This is a genomic window from Providencia sp. PROV073 (assembly GCF_033688125.1).
GTDB lineage: Bacteria > Pseudomonadota > Gammaproteobacteria > Enterobacterales > Enterobacteriaceae > Providencia > Providencia hangzhouensis.
The window spans coordinates 2,439,056-2,458,931 of record NZ_CP096353.1 but is presented as its reverse complement, the minus strand read 5'-3'; the positions used below and the strand labels follow the sequence as shown (position 1 = coordinate 2,458,931).

The 19,876-nt window shown below is 39.0% G+C and carries 15 protein-coding genes; 8 read left to right on the top strand and 7 right to left on the bottom strand.

Annotated features, from left to right (window positions below):
• Window positions 1-90 precede the first annotated feature (90 nt).
• Window positions 91-729: a glutaredoxin 2 gene (gene grxB, locus M1F17_RS11100; RefSeq protein WP_094963075.1), complete on the top strand. Its 639-nt coding sequence runs from the start codon at window positions 91-93 to the stop codon at window positions 727-729.
• 77 nt (window positions 730-806) lie between these two features.
• Here grxB and M1F17_RS11095 read toward each other — a convergent pair whose 3' ends face one another.
• Both M1F17_RS11095 and M1F17_RS11090 read right to left on the bottom strand, forming a co-directional pair.
• Complete coding sequence (locus M1F17_RS11095; protein WP_094963074.1) at window positions 807-1,244, bottom strand: META domain-containing protein; 438 nt, start codon at window positions 1,242-1,244, stop codon at window positions 807-809.
• 14 nt (window positions 1,245-1,258) lie between these two features.
• Window positions 1,259-2,257 carry a 2-hydroxyacid dehydrogenase gene (locus M1F17_RS11090; protein WP_094963091.1) on the bottom strand — a complete coding sequence of 333 codons (999 nt, stop codon included), beginning with the start codon at window positions 2,255-2,257 and terminating at the stop codon, window positions 1,259-1,261.
• Window positions 2,258-2,491: 234 nt separating this feature from the next.
• Between M1F17_RS11090 and M1F17_RS11085 the strand changes: the two genes are divergently transcribed.
• The 3 genes from M1F17_RS11085 to M1F17_RS11075 are packed head-to-tail and all read left to right on the top strand — an operon-like array spanning window position 2,492 to window position 5,639.
• On the top strand, window positions 2,492-5,089 hold the full coding sequence (locus tag M1F17_RS11085) for a YdbH family protein (RefSeq protein ID WP_226617039.1): 2,598 nt from the start codon (window positions 2,492-2,494) through the stop codon (window positions 5,087-5,089).
• A gap of 11 nt (window positions 5,090-5,100) precedes the next feature.
• Window positions 5,101-5,313 carry a YnbE family lipoprotein gene (locus M1F17_RS11080; RefSeq protein WP_050763751.1) on the top strand — a complete coding sequence of 71 codons (213 nt, stop codon included), beginning with the start codon at window positions 5,101-5,103 and terminating at the stop codon, window positions 5,311-5,313.
• The gene (locus M1F17_RS11075) at window positions 5,310-5,639 is read left to right on the top strand and encodes a YdbL family protein (protein WP_094963073.1); all 330 of its coding nucleotides are present in this window, start codon (window positions 5,310-5,312) and stop codon (window positions 5,637-5,639) included. The genes M1F17_RS11080 and M1F17_RS11075 overlap by 4 nt, the downstream gene beginning before the upstream one ends.
• A 79-nt stretch (window positions 5,640-5,718) precedes the next feature.
• Here the strand turns inward: M1F17_RS11075 and M1F17_RS11070 are convergent, their stop codons facing one another.
• Window positions 5,719-6,318, bottom strand: coding sequence for an FMN-dependent NADH-azoreductase (locus M1F17_RS11070; protein ID WP_004254853.1), 600 nt, complete (start codon window positions 6,316-6,318; stop codon window positions 5,719-5,721).
• Between the two features lie 215 nt (window positions 6,319-6,533).
• Here M1F17_RS11070 and hrpA point away from each other — a divergent pair, with 215 nt between their 5' ends.
• On the top strand, window positions 6,534-10,433 hold the full coding sequence (gene hrpA / locus M1F17_RS11065) for an ATP-dependent RNA helicase HrpA (RefSeq protein ID WP_318836981.1): 3,900 nt from the start codon (window positions 6,534-6,536) through the stop codon (window positions 10,431-10,433).
• Between the two features lie 297 nt (window positions 10,434-10,730).
• On the opposite strand, the gene M1F17_RS11060 is transcribed toward hrpA, so the two are convergent.
• Both M1F17_RS11060 and ydgH read right to left on the bottom strand, forming a co-directional pair.
• Entirely contained in the window at window positions 10,731-12,071 is a 1,341-nt protein-coding gene (locus M1F17_RS11060) for a basic amino acid/polyamine antiporter (RefSeq protein WP_004254844.1), read from the bottom strand.
• Between the two features lie 352 nt (window positions 12,072-12,423).
• Complete coding sequence (gene ydgH, locus M1F17_RS11055; protein WP_004254841.1) at window positions 12,424-13,374, bottom strand: DUF1471 family protein YdgH; 951 nt, start codon at window positions 13,372-13,374, stop codon at window positions 12,424-12,426.
• Window positions 13,375-13,759: 385 nt separating this feature from the next.
• On the opposite strand from ydgH, the gene pntA reads away from it, so the two are divergent.
• A complete protein-coding gene (pntA, locus tag M1F17_RS11050; RefSeq protein WP_004254837.1) occupies window positions 13,760-15,289 on the top strand; it encodes a Re/Si-specific NAD(P)(+) transhydrogenase subunit alpha in 1,530 nt (509 codons plus the stop codon).
• 13 nt (window positions 15,290-15,302) lie between these two features.
• The gene (gene pntB / locus M1F17_RS11045) at window positions 15,303-16,691 is read left to right on the top strand and encodes a Re/Si-specific NAD(P)(+) transhydrogenase subunit beta (protein WP_094960629.1); all 1,389 of its coding nucleotides are present in this window, start codon (window positions 15,303-15,305) and stop codon (window positions 16,689-16,691) included.
• 131 nt (window positions 16,692-16,822) lie between these two features.
• Here pntB and M1F17_RS11040 read toward each other — a convergent pair whose 3' ends face one another.
• Complete coding sequence (locus M1F17_RS11040) at window positions 16,823-18,019, bottom strand: MFS transporter (RefSeq protein ID WP_318836980.1); 1,197 nt, start codon at window positions 18,017-18,019, stop codon at window positions 16,823-16,825.
• Window positions 18,020-18,188: 169 nt separating this feature from the next.
• Between M1F17_RS11040 and M1F17_RS11035 the strand changes: the two genes are divergently transcribed.
• Window positions 18,189-18,812, top strand: coding sequence for a TetR/AcrR family transcriptional regulator (locus M1F17_RS11035; RefSeq protein WP_004254827.1), 624 nt, complete (start codon window positions 18,189-18,191; stop codon window positions 18,810-18,812).
• Between the two features lie 70 nt (window positions 18,813-18,882).
• On the opposite strand, the gene uspE is transcribed toward M1F17_RS11035, so the two are convergent.
• Window positions 18,883-19,830, bottom strand: a complete 948-nt coding sequence (gene uspE / locus M1F17_RS11030; RefSeq protein ID WP_036957775.1) for a universal stress protein UspE — start codon at window positions 19,828-19,830, stop codon at window positions 18,883-18,885.
• Window positions 19,831-19,876 lie beyond the last annotated feature (46 nt).

The following is a 19,876-nucleotide window of genomic DNA, read 5'->3' as shown; positions in this document are numbered from 1 at the left end:
TTACAAGCGTGATAAGGCATAAATGTGGGTACTCAAGTATACTGTATAAAACCTATTGGCACTTTCATTACCAAATTAGTGAGGTCCACAATGAAATTGTATATTTATGACCACTGCCCATTTTGTGTTAGAGCTAGAATGATTTTTGGTTTAAAAAAGTTAGCAGTAGAGCAAATCGTTTTATTCGATGATGACATAGAAACGCCAACAAAAATGATAGGTCGAAAAATGTTACCTATCTTACAAAAAGACGATGGAAGTTATTTACCTGAAAGCTTAGATATTGTTCATTATGTAGATAGCATTAATGAACCTAAATATGCAGGAGGAAACATAACCCCTGAAGTAGAGGCTTGGTCTAAAGCGGTTTCTGCTGTGGTATATAAGCTTGTGACACCACGTTTTACACAAACTGATTTCCCTGAAATTAGTACAGCAGAAGCGAGGGCGGCATATATCGCTAGAACATCAAAATCTTATGGTGACTTAAACGAGTTTAAAAAAGAAACTCATACGTTGCTAGTTGAATTAGAGCCCCAATTGTCTTTATTAGATGCGTGGTTAGAAACACGTGGTGAACACATTGATATTAATGATTTTATTATTTTTCCAACCTTACGTAGTTTGAGCATAGTTGAGCACTTATCGTTTAGCACAAATATTCGGGATTATATGGAGCGAATTGCAAAAACCTCGAATATTAACTTGCTATTTGATCAGGCGAAATAGCTTATTTGGCTGCCAGTTCAGTGGGTTATGGCAAACGTATACCGCCTCTAAAAGAGGCGGTTGTACAGGATAATTCATTAATGGACGTAGTCACGTAGTGTATAAACTAATTTGTAATGACCTTGAATTAATACTAGCTGGTTGTTGTTTAATGAAATAACTGCGCCATCAGACAGTACTCGATTTATCATTGAATCCCATTTAGATAAATCTTCATCAACACATTCGAGTTCAGTTTTACTTAAGTTTTTTACGGTAATTTTTGCGTTTTTGATATTGCCAAATCCGTTAAAATCATTACACATTGATGCAGAAACAAACATTTTCTCGCCAAAAGCAAGGGAAGGTACAGTTTGCTTGCTACTAATCGTCTTACCATTCACTTCAGTTAAAATAAAACGATGATGCATCAACTTATTTTCAAGTGCTTGGTCATCATTACGCGCATTGACTTGATGAGTTTGGCATGCTGCTAGCAATAAACCCAAAATAGTAAGTGGAATTAGGCGTTTCATAGTTCCCGATCCAACTATGCGTTAACAATATTAGGGCAAGTTTCCCCATGACTAATTTGACGGATATTATTAAGCGTAGTTTGACTGATACTTGTTAATGCTTCTTCCGTTAAAAACGCTTGATGCCCGGTAAATAACACATTGTGACAAGAAGAAAGACGACGAAAAACATCATCTTGAATTACATCATTAGATTTATCTTCGAAAAATAAATCACGTTCATTTTCATATACATCCATACCTAAAGCGCCAATTTTCTGTAATTTTAGTGCATTGATTGCTGCAACAGAATCGACTAATGCGCCTCGGCTTGTATTGATGATCATGACCCCATTTTTCATCTTCTTGAATGCATTTTCATCGAGTAGGTGATGATTCTCAGGTGTTAATGGGCAATGAAGAGAAATAATATCTGATTGTTCATATAAAGTATCCAAGTCAACGTATTCAGCACCCATATCTAAAACAGCTTGGTTCGGGTATGGGTCGTGTGCGAGTAGGCGCATTCCAAATCCCTTTAAAATACGTAGCGTCGCTTGGCCAATTTTTCCGGTACCAATAATTCCAGCAGTGCGGTTATGCATATTAAAACCTGTTAATCCTTCGAGAGAAAAATTTGCATCTCGAGTACGTTGGTATGCTCGATGGATCCTACGGTTAAGGCACAGCATCATACCAACAGTATGTTCGGCAACGGCTTCAGGAGAATAAGCGGGAACACGGACAACTTGAATACCTAATTCTTTAGCAGCTTGTAAATCAACATTGTTAAAACCAGCGCAACGTAAAGCTAAAATTCGAATATTGAGTGCGGCAAGTTCTTCTAAAACAGCACGATTAGCTTCATCGTTAACGAAAATACAGATAGCATCTGCACCAACAGCATTTTTAGCTGTCTGAACGGTCAATGGAAAATCAAAATATTCAATACTAAAATTAAATCCAGAATTTTGATTAACTTGTTCCATGTGCTTGCGGTCATACTGTTTGGTACTATAAGAAACAATTTTCATCATGAAGACTCCAATTTTTAGGAACCAATTAGAAAAGAGTAGGTAAAAAGGTGTACCTACAAAATATAAACTCAGAATAAGACAATTAAGTTTGTAAATCACCTATAAATTAAGAAAATAGGTATCTGTTTACGATTGAATGTGGTTTATCTTTGTTAGTATCGTGTTTAATGAGGAAATTTTGTTGAAATTTATCACTTGCGCTATAGAACAATTCAAACAAGGGATGTAGTAATGCAGTTAATGAAAAGAGCATCCAGAATATTACTCTGCTTTTTGGGTGGAAGCATTGCTCTCTTAATACTTTTATGGATAACGATATCCCATTGGGCTCCAGTTGTTGCATCACACTATCTTCCTAAGCCATTTAAACTGTCGTTTTCAGAACCAAGAATTAGTCATGGCCAGTTGGATATAGCAAATATCAGTATAACAGCAAATAATTGCACATTAGTTCAGTTGAATAGCACAAGACTTTCTATCTTTCCCTTACACGCTATTGTGGATGACCTTGATGTTAAAACTGAATGTTTGAGTGCTCTTGAGCCAACGAATGAAATGGATAATGAGCCGATTAATATTGCAGAACTTATCGATAATATTCCGGTTTTTTCATTAGTTATCAATAATACCAACATACAGCCATGGAGTGATTACCAAGGCAGTATTTGGTTGCGTAAAAATCAGGTTAACCCTCTAGAGTTTGATTTTAGGGGCGACAATTTAAGGTTGTCATCTTTAATTAATACGGAACACCAATTAGTCATTCAAAATTTTTTAGCATTTCTACCAGAACAAAAGCAAACAATAGAATTATTTGGTGATGTGCAACTCCCCTTAATGGCAAATCAGCTTCCAGAAAAAGGGGAGTTGAATGCTTATTTTAAGTTAATCAACCCAGAAAAATTCTTACAAGCTAAATTCAGTTGGTTGAATGACCAAGGTGTCTTTAGCGTCATGGATACAGACACAAAGGAAGAATTGCTTTATTTACCATGGTCACTATCGCCTTCTCGAATACAAATAGCGCAAGGTAAGTGGCAATGGAAAGAAGCAGATATCCCTTTACAAGGCGGTATCAGCTTTCAAGTTGATAACTGGGATAATACATTAAGTGAAATGGTATTTTCTGGGCGTATTAATATGCTCACACAAGCAAAGAAAGGGAAAGCCAATATTGTCTTAGCTGTGCCATCTACTCAGATAAATTTACTCAATGCTGATATTAATTTTAGGTTACATGGCCAAGTTAAATATGATGATATGGTGCTGGATATTAATTTGCCTGCAAAAGTTTCAGGCCAGTTAGCTGCCCCCAAAATTTCTTTTTTATCCAGTTCATTATTAAGAGCTTATGGCCGTCTTTCGGAAACACTGGTTCTTAATGAAGCTAGATTACCACTTGCAGGAACATCGTTAGGTGAAGAGGGTATTTCAGGACGTTTACAAGCTATTCTAAAAATTAAAGAGCAATATTGGGGGAGTTTTGATATTCATTTGGATGGCAAAGCTAATAAATTTACCTTAGATAAGGGAAAATGGTTTTGGAATTATTGGGGAAATGCCAATTTACCCTCATTATCAGCTAATTGGGATATTAAGGGAAATGGGAGTTGGCAGGACACTTTAATTACATTAAATAGCTTAAATACAGGGTTTGACCAAATACAATATGGGCTTTTATCGATGAGGGCTCCACGCTTACAGCTAAGTAAGCCATTAATTTGGCAACGTGATCAGAATAAAGCCAGTTTTAATGGAAAATTACAGCTTACCAGTGAACGGATGCAATTCGGCACTGAAAGTTATCTGCCAAGGATCACATTAAACGCAGATCTTAGGGGAAAATCTCCTGCTGAGTTTCAACTTAAAGGCGATTTAAGTACTAAAGATGTCGGGCCAATAGTCATCTTTGGGCGCTGGGACGGTGAAAGATTAAGAGGGGAAGCTCGTTGGCCTGAACAGTCGGTCACAGCTTTTCAAACGTTAATTCCTGCTGACCTTGGAATTGAATTAAAACAAGGCAAATTATTTTCTCAAGCCGCTTTTTCAATAACACCGGAAGAGGGTTTTATTGCTGGAGGACATTGGCGTGTCGAGAATACTAGCCTTTGGTTAAAAGATGGCGAATTATCAGGATTAGATTTTGTTTTACCGTGGCGTTTAAAACAAAGTACCTGGACTTTGGGGGGAAAAGCACCCGTTGAGTTGCGTATTAAACAGCTCAATAATTTATTTGAATTAACGGATATTAAAGCTGATCTTTCTGGTTCTTATCCGCCAACGGAAAATTCGCCATTAAAACTGACTAATGTAGGCTTTAAAACATTAGGAGGTGAAATATCGATGGATTTACTGCGCTGGCCACAAACTCAAGCCTCTACGATAAAATTAAAGCAGATTGAACTTAGCCAGTTATTTACCATACTAAAAGTGTCGCAATTTGCTGTCTCTGGTAAAGTTAATGGTGAATTACCTTTTTATTTAAATAACCCAGAATGGATAGTTAAAGATGGGTGGTTAGAAAATAGTGGGCCATTAACATTACGATTAGATACCCAATTTGTTGACTCTATTCGAGAAGATAATATATCTGCGGGATCCGCAATGGGGTGGTTACAATATTTGGAAATAAAACGCAGCCGTACAGATGTTAATGTCACAAATTTAGGGCTGTTAAAGATGACAACAATCCTTGAAGGGTATAACACGCAAGAAAAGAAAAAACGCGAAGTTCATTTGCATTATCAACATGAAGAAAATATCTTTCAATTATGGCGTAGTTTACGATTTGGTAGCTCTTTAGAAGAGTGGTTGGAAAAAAATTTATAATGAGCATAAGAATGAACGTGAAAATATTAAAATTCACTACAGCTATATCGATTGTGTTGCTGTTATCAGCTTGCTTGCGAGTTGAGGTCGCAACACCGGATAAGCCCATCAATATTAATATGAATGTAAAAATTGAACATGAAATCCAAATAAAAGCGGATAGGCAAGTAGAAGAATTATTGAAAGAAAATAGTGATTTGTTCGGTGAGGTAAACCCAAAATGAATCGAATAATCAAAGTATTTGCCCTGTGTTCGTTATTGACTGCCTTTCAGGCTATAGCAATAACGGTTGATGAGGCCAAAGAAACAGGTCTATTAGGGGAAACGTTATCGGGGTATTTAGCTCCAATTAATACGAGTAATCTAGAGGCCACTAAACTAGCGGCACAAATCAACCAAGAACGGGAAAAAAGATACAGCGAAATTGCTGCAAAAAATAACCTAAAAACAAATGATGTCGCAAGGATAGCAGGACAAAAACTTGTAGAGCGGGCTAGTCCTGGGGAGTTTGTGCGTGGAATTAATGGTCAATGGTTACAAAAGAAATAAAAAGCGCACTCAGAAAGTGCGCAAAATTTAACAATGGTAGCTTTGGGTTTTAATATTATCTTGCTTAAATGGATGTATTTTAAGCGATAATGGTATTTATATGGCTTTGTGCTTGTTGATGTGCCTTTTCGACTGATTCTTGGCCTAACGACGTGCCTTCAGCAAAAACGAACTCAACGTCGGTAATACCAATGAAATTTAGAAATAGTGTTAAATAAGGCACCATGGTATCTGTTGGTGTGTCTTTATAAATACCGCCTCGACTCGTTAATACATATGCGCGCTTGTCTTTTAATAAGCCAACAGAACCTTGTTCTGTATATTTAAACGTGTGCCCTGAGCGAGCGATAAAGTCGAAATAGTGTTTTAAATGAGAAGAAATCGTAAAGTTATACATCGGAGCTGCAATAACAATCACATCGTGAGCTTTAATTTCCTCAATCAATGCATTTGACAGGTCCAAATGTGCTTGTTGTTGTTCTGTTTTCGTGTCACTTGGACCAAAAGCTGCTAAAATTTCACCGTCAATCGCTGGAATTGGCTCTTTGACTAAATCTCGTACAGTTACTGTATCTGCTGAGTGTTTTTCCTGCCATTGTTGAATAAAGTAATCTGCCATTTTATTGCTTTGTGAATAGTCAGCCAGAATACTTGATTTCAATAGTAATACTTTACTCATGTGTTCCTCTATTTTTTAGGTAAAACTTTATTGGTAATAATACGTGATGTGTAACTGATTGATAGGAAAAATATTAGATAGCTTTCTTCAAAAAAATTGATGGTATTTTTATGTGATAACAACAATTAAAAATAAAAGCGAAATTTAGCCCTCACAAATTGCGAAGCTGATTGGCTATCGTGTATTGAAATTTATTAAAGATAAGGATTCAACAGGTGAAATCCATACTGACAGCATTAACCGCTGATATTGGACAAACTTCATTACGTGACCAATGGTTACTGAAAAAAAGAGTGCAAGGTATTGCAAAGATCCAGAACGAAAAATCGCGCTCTGCGGTACTTGATGCTATCAAAATAGATATTGAAAAGGCAAAGCAAAAGGTTGAAATTAAACGATTAAATGCGCCTAAAATTGTGTATCCGGATAATTTACCGGTCAGCCAGAAGAAAGATGTCATTTTAGATGCCATTAAAAATCATCAAGTTGTTATTATTGCTGGTGAAACTGGGTCAGGTAAAACAACGCAAATCCCCAAAATTTGCCTTGAACTTGGCAGAGGGGTTCTAGGGTTTATTGGTCACACTCAACCAAGACGTTTAGCCGCGCGCTCAGTTGCGTCACGTTTAGCTCAAGAACTTGAATGTGAATTAGGTACAAATGTTGGTTATAAAGTACGCTTTAGTGACCAAGTGAGTGAAACGACTCAAGTCAAATTGATGACTGATGGTATCTTGCTTGCAGAACTACAAAATGACAAACTGCTGCTGCAATATGACACAATTATTATCGATGAGGCTCACGAAAGAAGCCTGAATATCGACTTTATTTTAGGTTATTTACGTCAATTATTACCAAAACGTCCTGATTTAAAAGTTATTATTACATCAGCAACCATTGACCCTGAGCGTTTTTCGAAGCACTTTAGTCATGCCCCAATTGTTGAAGTGTCTGGGCGTACCTATCCTGTTGAAGTTCGTTATCGTCCTATCATGGGAGACCAGAACGATAGTGACCGTGACCAAATTGATGGGATAATTGATGCGGTAAATGAACTATCGGTTGAAGGTAATGGCGATATATTGATTTTCATGAGTGGTGAGCGGGAAATTCGTGATACCGCCGATGCGTTATCAAAACTTTCTTTACGCCACACTGAAATCTTACCTCTTTTCGCAAGGCTCTCGAATAGTGAGCAAAATCGTATCTTCCATCCTCATGGGGGACGGCGGATCATTCTTGCAACAAACGTAGCAGAAACATCATTAACTGTACCGGGTATCAAATATGTCATTGATACTGGTTATGCGCGAATCAGTCGTTATAGTTACCGTACCAAAGTACAACGTCTTCCTGTTGAAGCCATTTCTCAAGCTTCAGCTAACCAACGTAAGGGGCGCTGTGGCCGTGTTTCTGACGGGATTTGTATTCGATTATACTCAGAAGATGACTTCTTATCACGTCCAGAGTTCACGGACCCTGAAATTTTACGGACGAATTTAGCGTCAGTTATATTACAAATGACTTCTATTGGTCTTGGTGATATTTCTGCATTTCCATTTGTGGAGGCTCCAGATAAACGCAATATCCAAGATGGTGTGAAATTACTGGAGGAGCTAGGTGCAATTAAGTCCCATAAACAGGCGGATAAAGGGTATCAACTAACGGATACGGGTAGACAACTATCCCAGCTTCCTGTTGACCCAAGACTTGCTCGTATGGTGATTGAAGCACGTAAACACGGGGCAGTACGTGAAGCAATGGTGATTGTTTCTGCATTATCAATTCAAGACCCTAGGGAGAGACCGTTAGACAAACAGCAAGCTGCCGATGAAAAACATCGTCGTTTCCATGATAAGCAATCAGATTTCTTAGCTTTTTTAAATCTTTGGGATTACTTAAAAGAACAACAAACGCAGCTTTCTAACGCTCAATTTAGAAAAATGTGTCGCCAAGATTTTCTTAATTATTTGCGTATTCGGGAATGGCAAGATTTGTATACCCAATTGAGGCAAGTGGTAAAAGAGCAAGGTTTTGCCATTAATAGTGCGGAGGCTGATTTTCGTAGCATTCACGTTTCGTTATTGGCTGGGCTGCTTTCACATATTGGACAAAAAGATGCAGATAAACACGAGTTTACTGGTGCTAGAAATGCACGTTTTACTATTTTTCCTGGGTCGGGTTTATTTAAAAAACCACCGAAATGGGCAATGGTTGCGGAACTTGTTGAAACGTCGAAATTATGGGGAAGAATTGCCGCATCAATCGATGTTGAGTGGGTTGAACCCTTAGCAGAACATTTGACTAAACATAGCTATAGTGAGCCTCATTGGTCAAAATCTGAAGGCGCGGTAATGGCGTCAGAAAAAGTGACTTTATATGGGCTACCCATTGTTGCATCAAGGCAGGTTAATTATGGGAATATTGACCCGTTATTATGCCGTGAATTATTTATTCGGCATGCATTGGTTGAAGGGGATTGGGTCACACGCCACGCATTCTTTAAAGAAAATCTGAAATTACTATCTGAAGTCGAAGATTTGGAGCATAAATCACGTCGGCGTGACATTTTAGTTGATGATGAAACGTTATTTGCATTTTATGACCAACGGATCCCTAATGATGTGATTTCCTCTCGTCATTTTGATAATTGGTGGAAAAAGGCATCTAAGCAACAATCTGACTTGTTAAGCTTTGAAAAAAGTATGCTGATCAAGGAGGATGCGAGTAATGTTTCGGCTCTTGATTACCCAAACTATTGGTATCAAGGGGATTTGAAATTTCGGTTGAGTTATCAATTTGAGCCAGGAACTGATGCAGATGGAGTGACTGTCCATGTACCACTTGCGATATTGAATCAGGTTCAGAATATTGGCATTGATTGGCAAGTTCCGGGACTGCGTCATGAGTTGATCGTTGCTTTAATTAAATCATTACCTAAACCAATTAGGCGAAATTTTGTTCCTGCACCTAACTATGCTTCTGCATTTTTAGAACGAGTCCCTGAGCCTGAGGGGAGTGTATTGGATAAACTTGAACGTGAATTACGCCGTATGACAGGCGTCACTGTTGAACGTGAATCATGGCAATTAGAGCAACTTCCCGCTCATTTAAAAATGACATATCGTGTTGTAGGCGACAAAAATAAAACCGTTGCGGAAGGGCAAAATCTTGATGAGCTAAAAAATAGCCTAAAAGAAAAAGTGCAAGAAACGTTGTCTGAAGTTGTAGATGACGGTATTGAGCAACATGGGTTACATATTTGGAGTTTTGGTGAATTACCTCAACGCTATGAGCAAAAGAGAGGCGGATATTCCGTTAAAGCTTATCCTGCATTAGTCGATGAAAGAAATAGTGTTGGTATCAAGGTGTTTGAAACAGAATTAGAACAGCAGCAAGCAATGTGGGCTGGTGTGCGTCGATTATTACTGTTAAATATTCCATCGCCAATTAAGTATTTACATGAAAAACTACCCAATAAATCAAAATTGGGTTTGTACTTTAACCCCTATGGCAAGGTATTGGAGTTAATAGATGATTGTATTGCTTGTGGTGTCGACCAAATAATCTCTGATTTTGGTGGCGCGGTATGGAATGAAGAACAGTTTGAAAAACTGAAAGAGCTTGCACGGGCAGAATTAAATGATGTGGTTGTTAATATTGCTAAGCAAGTTGAACAAATATTAACGGCGGTGTTTGCAATCAATAAACGTCTAAAAGGGCGGGTTGATTTTTCGATGGCAATAGCGTTATCGGATATAAAAACACAAATGTCGAACTTAGTGTTTAAAGGTTTTGTGACTACTCATGGTTGGAAACGCTTACCTGATATTCTTCGTTATTTAAATGGAATAGAGCGGCGATTAGAAAAACTAGCTATTGATCCTAACCGAGATCGTGCACAACTGAGTAAAGTAGAGCATGTTCAGAATATGTGGCAGCAATGGTTAGTAAAATTATCTCCAGTTCAGAGAAATATGCCAGAAGTCCAAGAAATTCGCTGGATGATTGAAGAACTGAGAGTCAGTCTGTTTGCCCAGCAGCTTGGAACGCCATATCCAATTTCGGATAAGCGAATTATGCAGGCGATGGAACAGTTATCTCAACAACTGTAAGCCTTATTTTGACTAATTAGCGCTTCACGTATTCTGTATGTGAAGCGCTTTTCATTTTTAGTTGGCCTTAATCATTTAGTTACAACATACTAATGAATGATAAAAATATAAGCATCGAAGCTCATACAACAGAAATTTTAACCAGCAAAGGAGAGGGGAAATTGTAAAGGAGGGCGAAAATTGTGAAGGAAATTACGACTAGAAAATTATGGAGTGATTTAGTAATCAAAAAAACAGGATGTTGCAGTAAATGAAGGCTTAAATTTATGGGTTAAAATTAAGCCCTCGTTTCTAAAACTAGGCAACCAAATAATAGAGCGCTGGGATAGCGCCGATAGCAATGGCATATGCCATGATTTTTTCAATCGCTTTTAATGGCATTTGGTTGGTTTGCTGCTGGCGAGCATAGAAAAATACCAAAATACCAGGGGCATATAAAACGACGGATAATAGTAAATTGATTAACCCTGATGCATAAAGCAACCATAGACCATAAAGACTGGCAATAGCTCCAACGGCAAGTAATGCCTTATTATGACGTTCAAAAGCTACTTTTACTAAAAATGCACCGACAAGGAAATAGGGGACTAAAATCATTTCAGAGGCAATGGTAAGCAATGTATTGTAATTACTCCCACTAAGCCAAATAAGAACCAAAGATAGCTGTACTGCACCATTAGTGAGCCATAAAGAAGATGATGGAGCATCATTCTTATTTAATTTATTGAATATTTTAGGAAATGATTGGTATTGGGCTGCAATATAAGGTACTTCAGCGGCCATAATAGTCCAACTTAGGTAAGCTCCACAAACAGAAATAATTAGGCCCGCTGCAATAATAATATCACCACTCGAACCAATTAAACTTATCATGAGTGGGGCCATGGATGGATTTTTTATTTCTGCAAGTTCAGCTCTAGGCATAATACCTAAAGAAAGTAAGGTCACTAGAATATAGATAATTAAAGCAGAACTTACAGCGAAAATTGTTGCTAAGCCAACATCGCGGCGGTTTTTCGCTCGTGCAGAGACGACAACGGCACCTTCGATACCAATAAATACCCATAGTGTAATCAGCATGGTATCTTTGACTTGCTCCCAAACAGGAACGCCAAATTCGATACCACTGAAATCTGCATTGAAAATATCAAGTTTAAACGCAAAAAAAGCCAATACAATAAATAAGCCAAGAGGAACCAGTTTTGCCATTGTAGCAAGTTTATTAATCCCAGCGGCTGTTTGTACTCCACGAAGAACTAAATAGTGAACAAACCAGAGGAGTATTGATTCTCCGACTAGGGCTTGCCATGTATTCCCATCACCAAAAATAATGTTGTCAGGAGTATCAGTAAAAAAACTGATTGCTGCGAATACGATAACAAGATAAGACACATTCGCAACTACCGCACATAGCCAATAACCCCACGCCGAGCAAAAACCAATTAATTCCCCGAAGCCGACTTTGGCGTAAGTAAATATCCCACCGTCAAGGTCAGGTCGTATGCGAGAAAGCAACAATAAGGCAAATGCTAAAAAAAGGATGCCCACACCAGTAATTGACCAACCGATTATTAATGCGAGAGGGCTAGCCACTTCAGCCATATTTTGAGGGAGACTAAAAACACCGGCGCCAACCATTGAGCTAAGAACTAGCGCAGTTAGTGCGGTAAGACTCAAAGTATTTTTCAAAGTAAATCCTGAACGTTCAGAAATCAAAAGTTAAAATGACGTTAAAGTGCCATTACAATAATGAGTTTAACTAGTAGCCATTAAAAAAGCAGATAGAATGACTGCGTGTTTTCAGAGTGTGGATTCTACGAACGAAATGACAGATATGCAATGGTAATGTATGCATTTTTTAAGATGTTTTATGCACTTTTTCAAAAGAGTGAGGATGAATAGAGTAAAGGACGAGATATAACCTAAAGTGAGAGTCTAAAAACAAAAAAACCAGCCGAGTAGGCTGGTTTTAACATCACATAAATTAGGACTATTTAAACAAGTCAGCACTGATAGTGACACTGCCACCATTAGATTGCCATTCTCTTGTAATATGAAAATATTTAGCCCCTTTCGCTTCCGCACGTTTTGCTATTTGGTAACGTACTTCAGGCGTATTGGTGTAATATCCAGAGAATGTAATAGAGTCAAATGGGACCATTTGTGCAGCTGCTGTTTTGTTGACCTCTTCGATAACATAACCACTTGGCAGAGTCACACTAGTACGACCCGGTTGACTGCTAGAGGTTTCAAAGAAGCGTCCGACTGCGGTTGTTGGTTCTTCAGAAGATGCAACACCAGGAATGCGAACTTTTTTAGCCGCTTCACCGCCCTCTGCTAACAGAGCACGACCAGCGTCAGAATCGGCAGGAACCACTGCGTCTTCATTAAGAACTTGTCGTTTCGGTGCATCTTTCTTATAGATATAAGCAGTTGCTAATGTATTTCCACCATCATTCATTGCGATATTACGAACCACATAGAACGAGGCAGCATTTTTCTCAAGTGCTTTTTTGGCGATAGCCTCATATAGGTCTGGTTGAGAAGGGTAAAAACCGCTTACAGTAACAGTATCAAAAGGCTCATATTCTGTTGCGTCAGTTTTTGACATTTCCTCAACACCACCGAATACACGACGTTTTGGTGTATCAACTTGTGGTGCATCTTTTGCGTAGACATCAGCAACAACACGCATGTTGCCGCTATCACCTACATCATCAAGGCTTTGAATGTAAAAGGCATATGCCCCCATTTTATCAGCCCTACGGGAGACTGCATCGGATGCTTCATAAATAGCATTAAAGCGCCCGGTGACTGTTATACGCTCATAAGGTTTTAATTCAGTAGCCTGTTTTGGCGTCAATTCAACAGCCGCCTGAGTAGCAGTTATACTAGTTAATGATAACACCGCGGCTGCGATGACCGTAGTTTTCAGCTTCATACAAAATCCTTCCGCCTTGCGCAATTTATTATAAACATGCTGAATCTTAGTTGTATCACATGTACGTGATTATTACACGTAACGGAACCTGTTGTCTCATGATTTTATTTTTATGAGAAATAAATAATTATTGACTAGTTAAATTTACCAGATTTTTTAAAGTATCCAGTATTTTATTGACCTAAAACTAAGATTTTCACTGCGAATTCCATTTACTGTCTAAGAATCGTGATCAATTATGGATCAAGAAGCTTATTTTCAGTAGGTTATTAGAACATTAAAAATCTGTTTAGGCACAAAATAAGACTTTTCTCTGTGATGACAGTCATTATTTTAGCAAACACTCTATTAACAACATTACGTTAGGCATTAAAAAGGGAACATTATGCGTATTGGTATACCAAGAGAACGACTTGCCAATGAAGCGCGTGTTGCAGCTACACCATCTACAGTAACTCAACTTCTTAAGTTAGGTTTTTCTGTCTGTGTAGAACAAAATGCGGGTCATTTAGCCAGTTTTGACGATGTAGCATACGAACAAGCGGGGGCGGAAATCGTTGATCGTGATACTGCATTTGCTGCGGATATCGTTTTTAAAGTCAACGCGCCACTGGATGATGAAATTCCTCTATTAAAAGAAGGAGCGACTCTGGTGAGTTTCATTTGGCCAGCACAGAATGCTGAGCTAATGGAAGCTTTAAAAGCTAGGAAAATTAACGTGATGGCGATGGATGCGGTACCACGCATTTCACGTGCTCAATCACTTGATGCGCTTAGCTCAATGGCGAATATTGCCGGCTACCGTGCAATTGTTGAAGCTGCTCACGAATTTGGCCGTTTCTTTACGGGGCAAATTACGGCCGCAGGTAAAGTTCCTCCAGCGAAAGTCATGATCATCGGGGCTGGGGTTGCAGGCCTTGCTGCGATTGGCGCTGCTGGTAGTTTAGGTGCCATTGTGCGTGCCTTTGACACTCGTCCTGAGGTGAAAGAGCAAGTTCAGAGTATGGGGGCTGAATTCCTTGAATTAGATTTCAAAGAAGAGGCCGGTAGTGGCGATGGCTACGCCAAAGTAATGTCAGAAGCATTTATTAAAGCTGAGATGGAACTGTTCGCTGCACAAGCGAAAGAAGTCGATATCATTGTAACTACGGCACTGATTCCAGGTAAGCCTGCACCTAAATTGATTACCAAGGAAATGGTTGAATCAATGAAGCCGGGGAGTGTGATTGTAGACTTAGCGGCGCAAACTGGGGGGAACTGTGAGTTAACCCAAGCTGACAAGCTGGTTGTGACTGACAATGGCGTAAAAATCATTGGTTATACCGACTTACCAAGCCGTTTACCAACACAATCATCGCAGTTATATGGAACAAACCTCGTTAACTTGATGAAGTTATTGTGCAAAGAGAAAAATGGTGAAATAGACATTGATTTTGAAGATCTGGTAATTCGTGGGGTCACTGTGATTAAACAAGGTGAAATCACTTGGCCAGCGCCCCCAATTCAGGTATCTGCTCAGCCGCAGGCGAAACCGCAAGCGGTGGAAAAAGTTAAAGCGCCTGAGAAAAAGATGTCACCGACGGTAAAATATGGCTTGATGGCATTAGCTATCATCTTGTTTGGTTGGTTTGCTAATTCAGCACCAAAAGAGTTTTTATCGCACTTTACTGTATTTGCTTTAGCTTGTGTGGTTGGTTATTACGTGGTGTGGAATGTGACTCATGCATTGCATACACCGTTAATGTCAGTCACTAACGCTATTTCAGGGATCATCGTCGTGGGCGCCTTGCTCCAGATTGGCAGCGGTGGCTGGGTAAGCTTCTTATCCTTTATCGCCATATTGATCGCGAGTATCAATATTTTCGGTGGGTTCACTGTAACTCAACGCATGTTAAAAATGTTTCGTAAAGGGTAAGGGGTAACTTATGTTGTCGAGTGGAATTGTGACAGCAGCTTACATAGTTGCTGCTATCCTATTTATTTTCAGCCTTGCGGGGCTATCCCGTCATGAAAGTTCCCAACGTGGGAATACTTATGGCATTATCGGGATGGCTATCGCCTTGATAGCCACTATTTTAGGTCCTCACAGTGCTAATGTGGGCTGGATGATCGTTGCGATGGTCATTGGTGCTGTCATTGGTATTCGCTTAGCGAAAAAAGTTGAAATGACAGAAATGCCTGAGCTGGTGGCTATTTTACATAGTTTCGTCGGTTTAGCTGCAGTGCTGGTTGGTTTTAACAGCTTTATCGCCAGTGAAGGGCATGCTGATGTTGTGATGGAAAACATTCACTTAACTGAAGTTTTCTTAGGGATCTTCATTGGTGCAGTTACCTTCACTGGTTCAGTAGTCGCTTATGGTAAATTATCAGGGAAAATGTCATCAAAACCGATGATGTTACCTAATCGCCATAAACTGAATTTGGCGGCGTTAGTGGTTTCATTTATTCTGTTAGTGATTTTTGTTAAAACAGAAAGTGTCGGCTTGCAAGTCTTCTTGATGCTAATTATGACCGCGATAGCTTTGGCTTTTGGCTGGCATTTAGTCGCTTCAATTGGTGGCGCGGACATGCCAGTAGTGGTTTCAATGCTGAATTCGTATTCAGGTTGGGCTGCTGCAGCGGCAGGTTTCATGTTAAGCAATGACTTGCTGATTGTCACAGGGGCATTGGTCGGTTCTTCAGGTGCGATTCTGTCCTATATTATGTGTAAGGCGATGAACCGTTCATTTATCAGTGTTATTGCAGGAGGCTTCGGTACAGATGGCTCTTCAACAGGCACAGAAGAAGAAATGGGTGAGTATCGCGAAAGCACCGCAGAGGAAGTCGCTGAAATGTTGAAAAACTCAACATCAGTAATTATCACTCCGGGGTATGGTATGGCGGTAGCACAAGCACAATATCCTGTTGCGGATATCACCACTAAATTACGCGAACGTGGTATTAATGTGCGTTTTGGTATTCACCCTGTAGCTGGGCGTTTACCTGGCCATATGAACGTATTATTAGCCGAAGCTAAAGTACCTTATGATATCGTATTGGAAATGGATGAAATTAATGATGATTTCTCTGATACCGATACCGTTCTTGTTATTGGTGCTAACGATACGGTTAACCCAGCGGCTCAAGAAGATCCAAACAGCCCAATTGCAGGTATGCCAGTTCTTGAAGTTTGGAAAGCAAGCAATGTCATTGTATTTAAACGTTCAATGAATACAGGCTATGCTGGGGTACAAAACCCATTATTCTTCAAAGAAAATACACAGATGTTGTTTGGTGATGCGAAAGATAGCGTTGATGCAATCTTACGTGCATTGTAATTTAATGAGTTACTAATTCATTTCAAAATAATTAGTAAAGTAAATAAGAAGGGGTGATTGGTTAATTCCAGTCACCCCTTCTTGATATTTGAGAGTTAAATCAGTTTATGTGATGCAGCCTTATAAACGCATCATTTGAGGCAAAATCGAGCGCAATTGGTTAGCCCTCGAGCAAAGGTAAACACTAATAAAAATGCTAGTGTAGATATAGTCAGCATGCTCATCATGAGAACTCCGCCATTGAAATGGTCCATGACGTATCCTCCTACTAGACTGCCAATAGTAATTAGAATTAAAAACATAAAGGTAATAAGGGCGGAACCTTTCTCAGTTAATTCCGGAACATGAACGTGCATCCACATATTGATTGTTGCAGGAACCATACCCGCAGCGATCCCCCATGAAAAAACAAATATGATACTGGTCGCCCAATTAAAATCTAAAACAGATAATGCGAGAAAAGCTAAGGCTAATAAAAGTGCACTAATCGTGAAATTATAACGAACATTATATTTTCCGACATAACCCGCCAGTATATTGCCAACTACGCTGGCCACCCCAAAAAAGAGCAATAATGCTGAAATTTGTCCTTCGATAAAACCTGCGGTTTGTTTAAAGAACACCGTAAAATAATTATACGCAGAGAAATGTGCTAAAAAAATCAGTGTGAATATAATTAACCCTTTACGCGCAATAGGGTGCGAAGGCATCAATAACAATTCCTTCCATTGCATAGACGAAGAAGGTTTTAATGATGGTAAAGAGAAATACTGCATTAAAAACGCGACAGCACCTGCAATAACCAGCGCAATATAAGGCATTCTCCAACCATAATTATCAGATAACCAAGCGCCTAGAGGTACTCCGAGCACGGTGACTAATGTGACGGCCGAAAAGAATATTGTTACGGATGTGGTAATTGACATATTTTTAGGTGCTAGACGTATCACTAAGCCTGCTGCAACTCCCCAAAAACCCCCTAGTGCAATTCCTAATGCGAATCTACCTAATAAAACTAAACTAAAATTAGACGCGAAAGCCGTAATTGCATTAGCTAATATCATGAGAGCAACTAAGAAAAGTAAAACTTGGCGTCTATCGATATTTTTTGCATAAATGGGGACAAATAGGGAGGATGCCATACCTGCGATAGATGTGACAGTGACTGTAAGCCCTGCGGTACCTGTTGATATTTGAAAATCATAAGCGATGTTATTTAGCACGCTAATGGCTAAAAACTCACCAGTAACAATAATGAAGCAAGCAAAAGTTGCAGATAATAGTGAAAGCCAGTTACCATTATGCGAAGAAATATGAGTTGTTGTCATGCGCTTTCCATGAAAGTTAAGTAGTTTACAAAAAAGAATGATTTTATAGTGACCGCTATAAAATCATGGCGCTATTGTTTATGTGAATTTAGACGTTGTCAATTATTTTTATAATGATCACTATAAAATAGTTGTGGTATAGTGAATTGACTGCGAGTAAAGTGAGAATATGAATCAAATAAAACGCGGGCGGCCTAAAGGCTTTGACCAACAAGATGCACTAGCTAAAGCCATGCTATTGTTTTGGCGAAATGGCTATGTTGCAACCTCAATTAGCGATTTAACTCAAGAGCTAGGTATCACAGCGCCTAGCCTTTACTGTGCTTTTGGTGATAAAGCATCGTTGTTTAATCAATGTATTGATTATTATTTGATGAATGAAGCTTGTCCTATTTTGTCTATTGTAAAGCAAGCCAAAACAGCGAAAATTGCAATTGAATTGCTGATGTATGAAAGCGCTAAAAGGCTAATTCAGCCAAACAAGCCTGCAGGTTGTATGCTGATTACAGCGACAATGAATGGGTCAAAGCAAATCGAAGATGTGCAATTAAACGTCCAAGAAAAACGGAAAAGTTATCAGGAAATTCTACTGGCACGTATGCGTAAAGGCATTGATGATGGTGATGTTGCTCCAGATGCGCCGATTGAAGCTATCGTTGATTTTTATATAACGGTAATTGATGGTTTTACCATACAAGCTTGTGATGGAATTGATCTTGAAAGACTTAATCAAGTCATTTTTAATGCTATGCAAGCTTGGCCGATACTTAGTCAAAGTTCAGTTCAGCAATAACTTAGCCATGATTAAATTAAGCCCCAATAACATAAATATTATTGGGGCTTAATAAGTTTTAGATGATTAGCTAATCATCATCAGCAGGGTTGATAGGACAAACAAAACCGTCAGGTTTAATCGCTAATAAATCACATTTTAGCTTATCGATGACATGCTCCGCGGTATTCCCCAAAAAAGCCGCTGAAATGCCTGTACGGCCCAAAATACCCAGAACCACAACCCCAGCGTGCAATTCTTCACACATATCTGGAATAATTTTTTCAGGTAATCCTTCACGGACATGGGTATATTTTTCATCAATCCCAAATTTTTGCCGCAACTCTTTCATAGCAATTAAATGTTGGCCGCGTAGTGCGTTGTTATATAGGCTCGGGTCGAAATCAGGTAACTCTATGGCAATATTCATAGGAGCAACAGGATATGCACTCACTAAATGGATTTCCTGTTCTTTAATAATGCGAGTTGCTAAATCTTTTGTTTTTTCGACCAATTTGATATTGAGGTCATCGTGATAAGATTCCTCATTTGATAAGTTAACGGCGACAACCACTGAACCGTGATCAGGCCATACTTTGTCTTTTACCATCCAAACGGGAGCAGGGCATTTTCGGAGTAAATGCCAGTCTAGTGGGGTAAAAATAATCGACTCAAAATTATCGGTTTGATGCGCCATTTTCAGTAACAGGTCATGTTCACCATTTATTACTTCCTGAATAATGGCCTCATATGGTTTGTTATGCCAAATAACTTTAATTTCAATATCAATGCCCGCTTCAAGATAGAAATGAGCTTGTTGTTTGATCCACGCTGCTTTTTGGCTTATTACACCTTTGCGCATGGCATTACGTTCTTCAGGAGAAAGTAAGGTTGTCATGTCATAGGAAAGGTCGTAGATAGGCAAAAACGCTTTTATCCGTCCACCATTACGCTGCACGATGTAGACAGCACGTCTTAATGCAGGTTGATCATCCTGATTTGGGTCAATTGCAACTAGCAGGTTTTTATAGTTTGCCATATTGAAATCCTCTCGATACACGGATATTTCCATATAGATAAACTAT

Bases quoted from the DNA above. Each gene is read 5' to 3' on its own strand.
- uspE (WP_036957775.1), bottom strand. From the start codon at position 19,830: ATGGCAAACTATAAAAACCTGCTAGTTGCAATTGACCCAAATCAGGAT.
- M1F17_RS11070 (WP_004254853.1), bottom strand. From the start codon at position 6,318: ATGAGTAAAGTATTACTATTGAAATCAAGTATTCTGGCTGACTATTCA.
- pntA (WP_004254837.1), top strand. From the start codon at position 13,760: ATGCGTATTGGTATACCAAGAGAACGACTTGCCAATGAAGCGCGTGTT.
- M1F17_RS11075 (WP_094963073.1), top strand. From the start codon at position 5,310: ATGAATCGAATAATCAAAGTATTTGCCCTGTGTTCGTTATTGACTGCC.
- grxB (WP_094963075.1), top strand. From the start codon at position 91: ATGAAATTGTATATTTATGACCACTGCCCATTTTGTGTTAGAGCTAGA.
- M1F17_RS11080 (WP_050763751.1), top strand. From the start codon at position 5,101: ATGAACGTGAAAATATTAAAATTCACTACAGCTATATCGATTGTGTTG.
- M1F17_RS11090 (WP_094963091.1), bottom strand. From the start codon at position 2,257: ATGAAAATTGTTTCTTATAGTACCAAACAGTATGACCGCAAGCACATG.
- M1F17_RS11035 (WP_004254827.1), top strand. From the start codon at position 18,189: ATGAATCAAATAAAACGCGGGCGGCCTAAAGGCTTTGACCAACAAGAT.
- M1F17_RS11040 (WP_318836980.1), bottom strand. From the start codon at position 18,019: ATGACAACAACTCATATTTCTTCGCATAATGGTAACTGGCTTTCACTA.
- ydgH (WP_004254841.1), bottom strand. From the start codon at position 13,374: ATGAAGCTGAAAACTACGGTCATCGCAGCCGCGGTGTTATCATTAACT.
- M1F17_RS11095 (WP_094963074.1), bottom strand. From the start codon at position 1,244: ATGAAACGCCTAATTCCACTTACTATTTTGGGTTTATTGCTAGCAGCA.
- M1F17_RS11085 (WP_226617039.1), top strand. From the start codon at position 2,492: ATGCAGTTAATGAAAAGAGCATCCAGAATATTACTCTGCTTTTTGGGT.
- M1F17_RS11060 (WP_004254844.1), bottom strand. From the start codon at position 12,071: ATGGTTGGCGCCGGTGTTTTTAGTCTCCCTCAAAATATGGCTGAAGTG.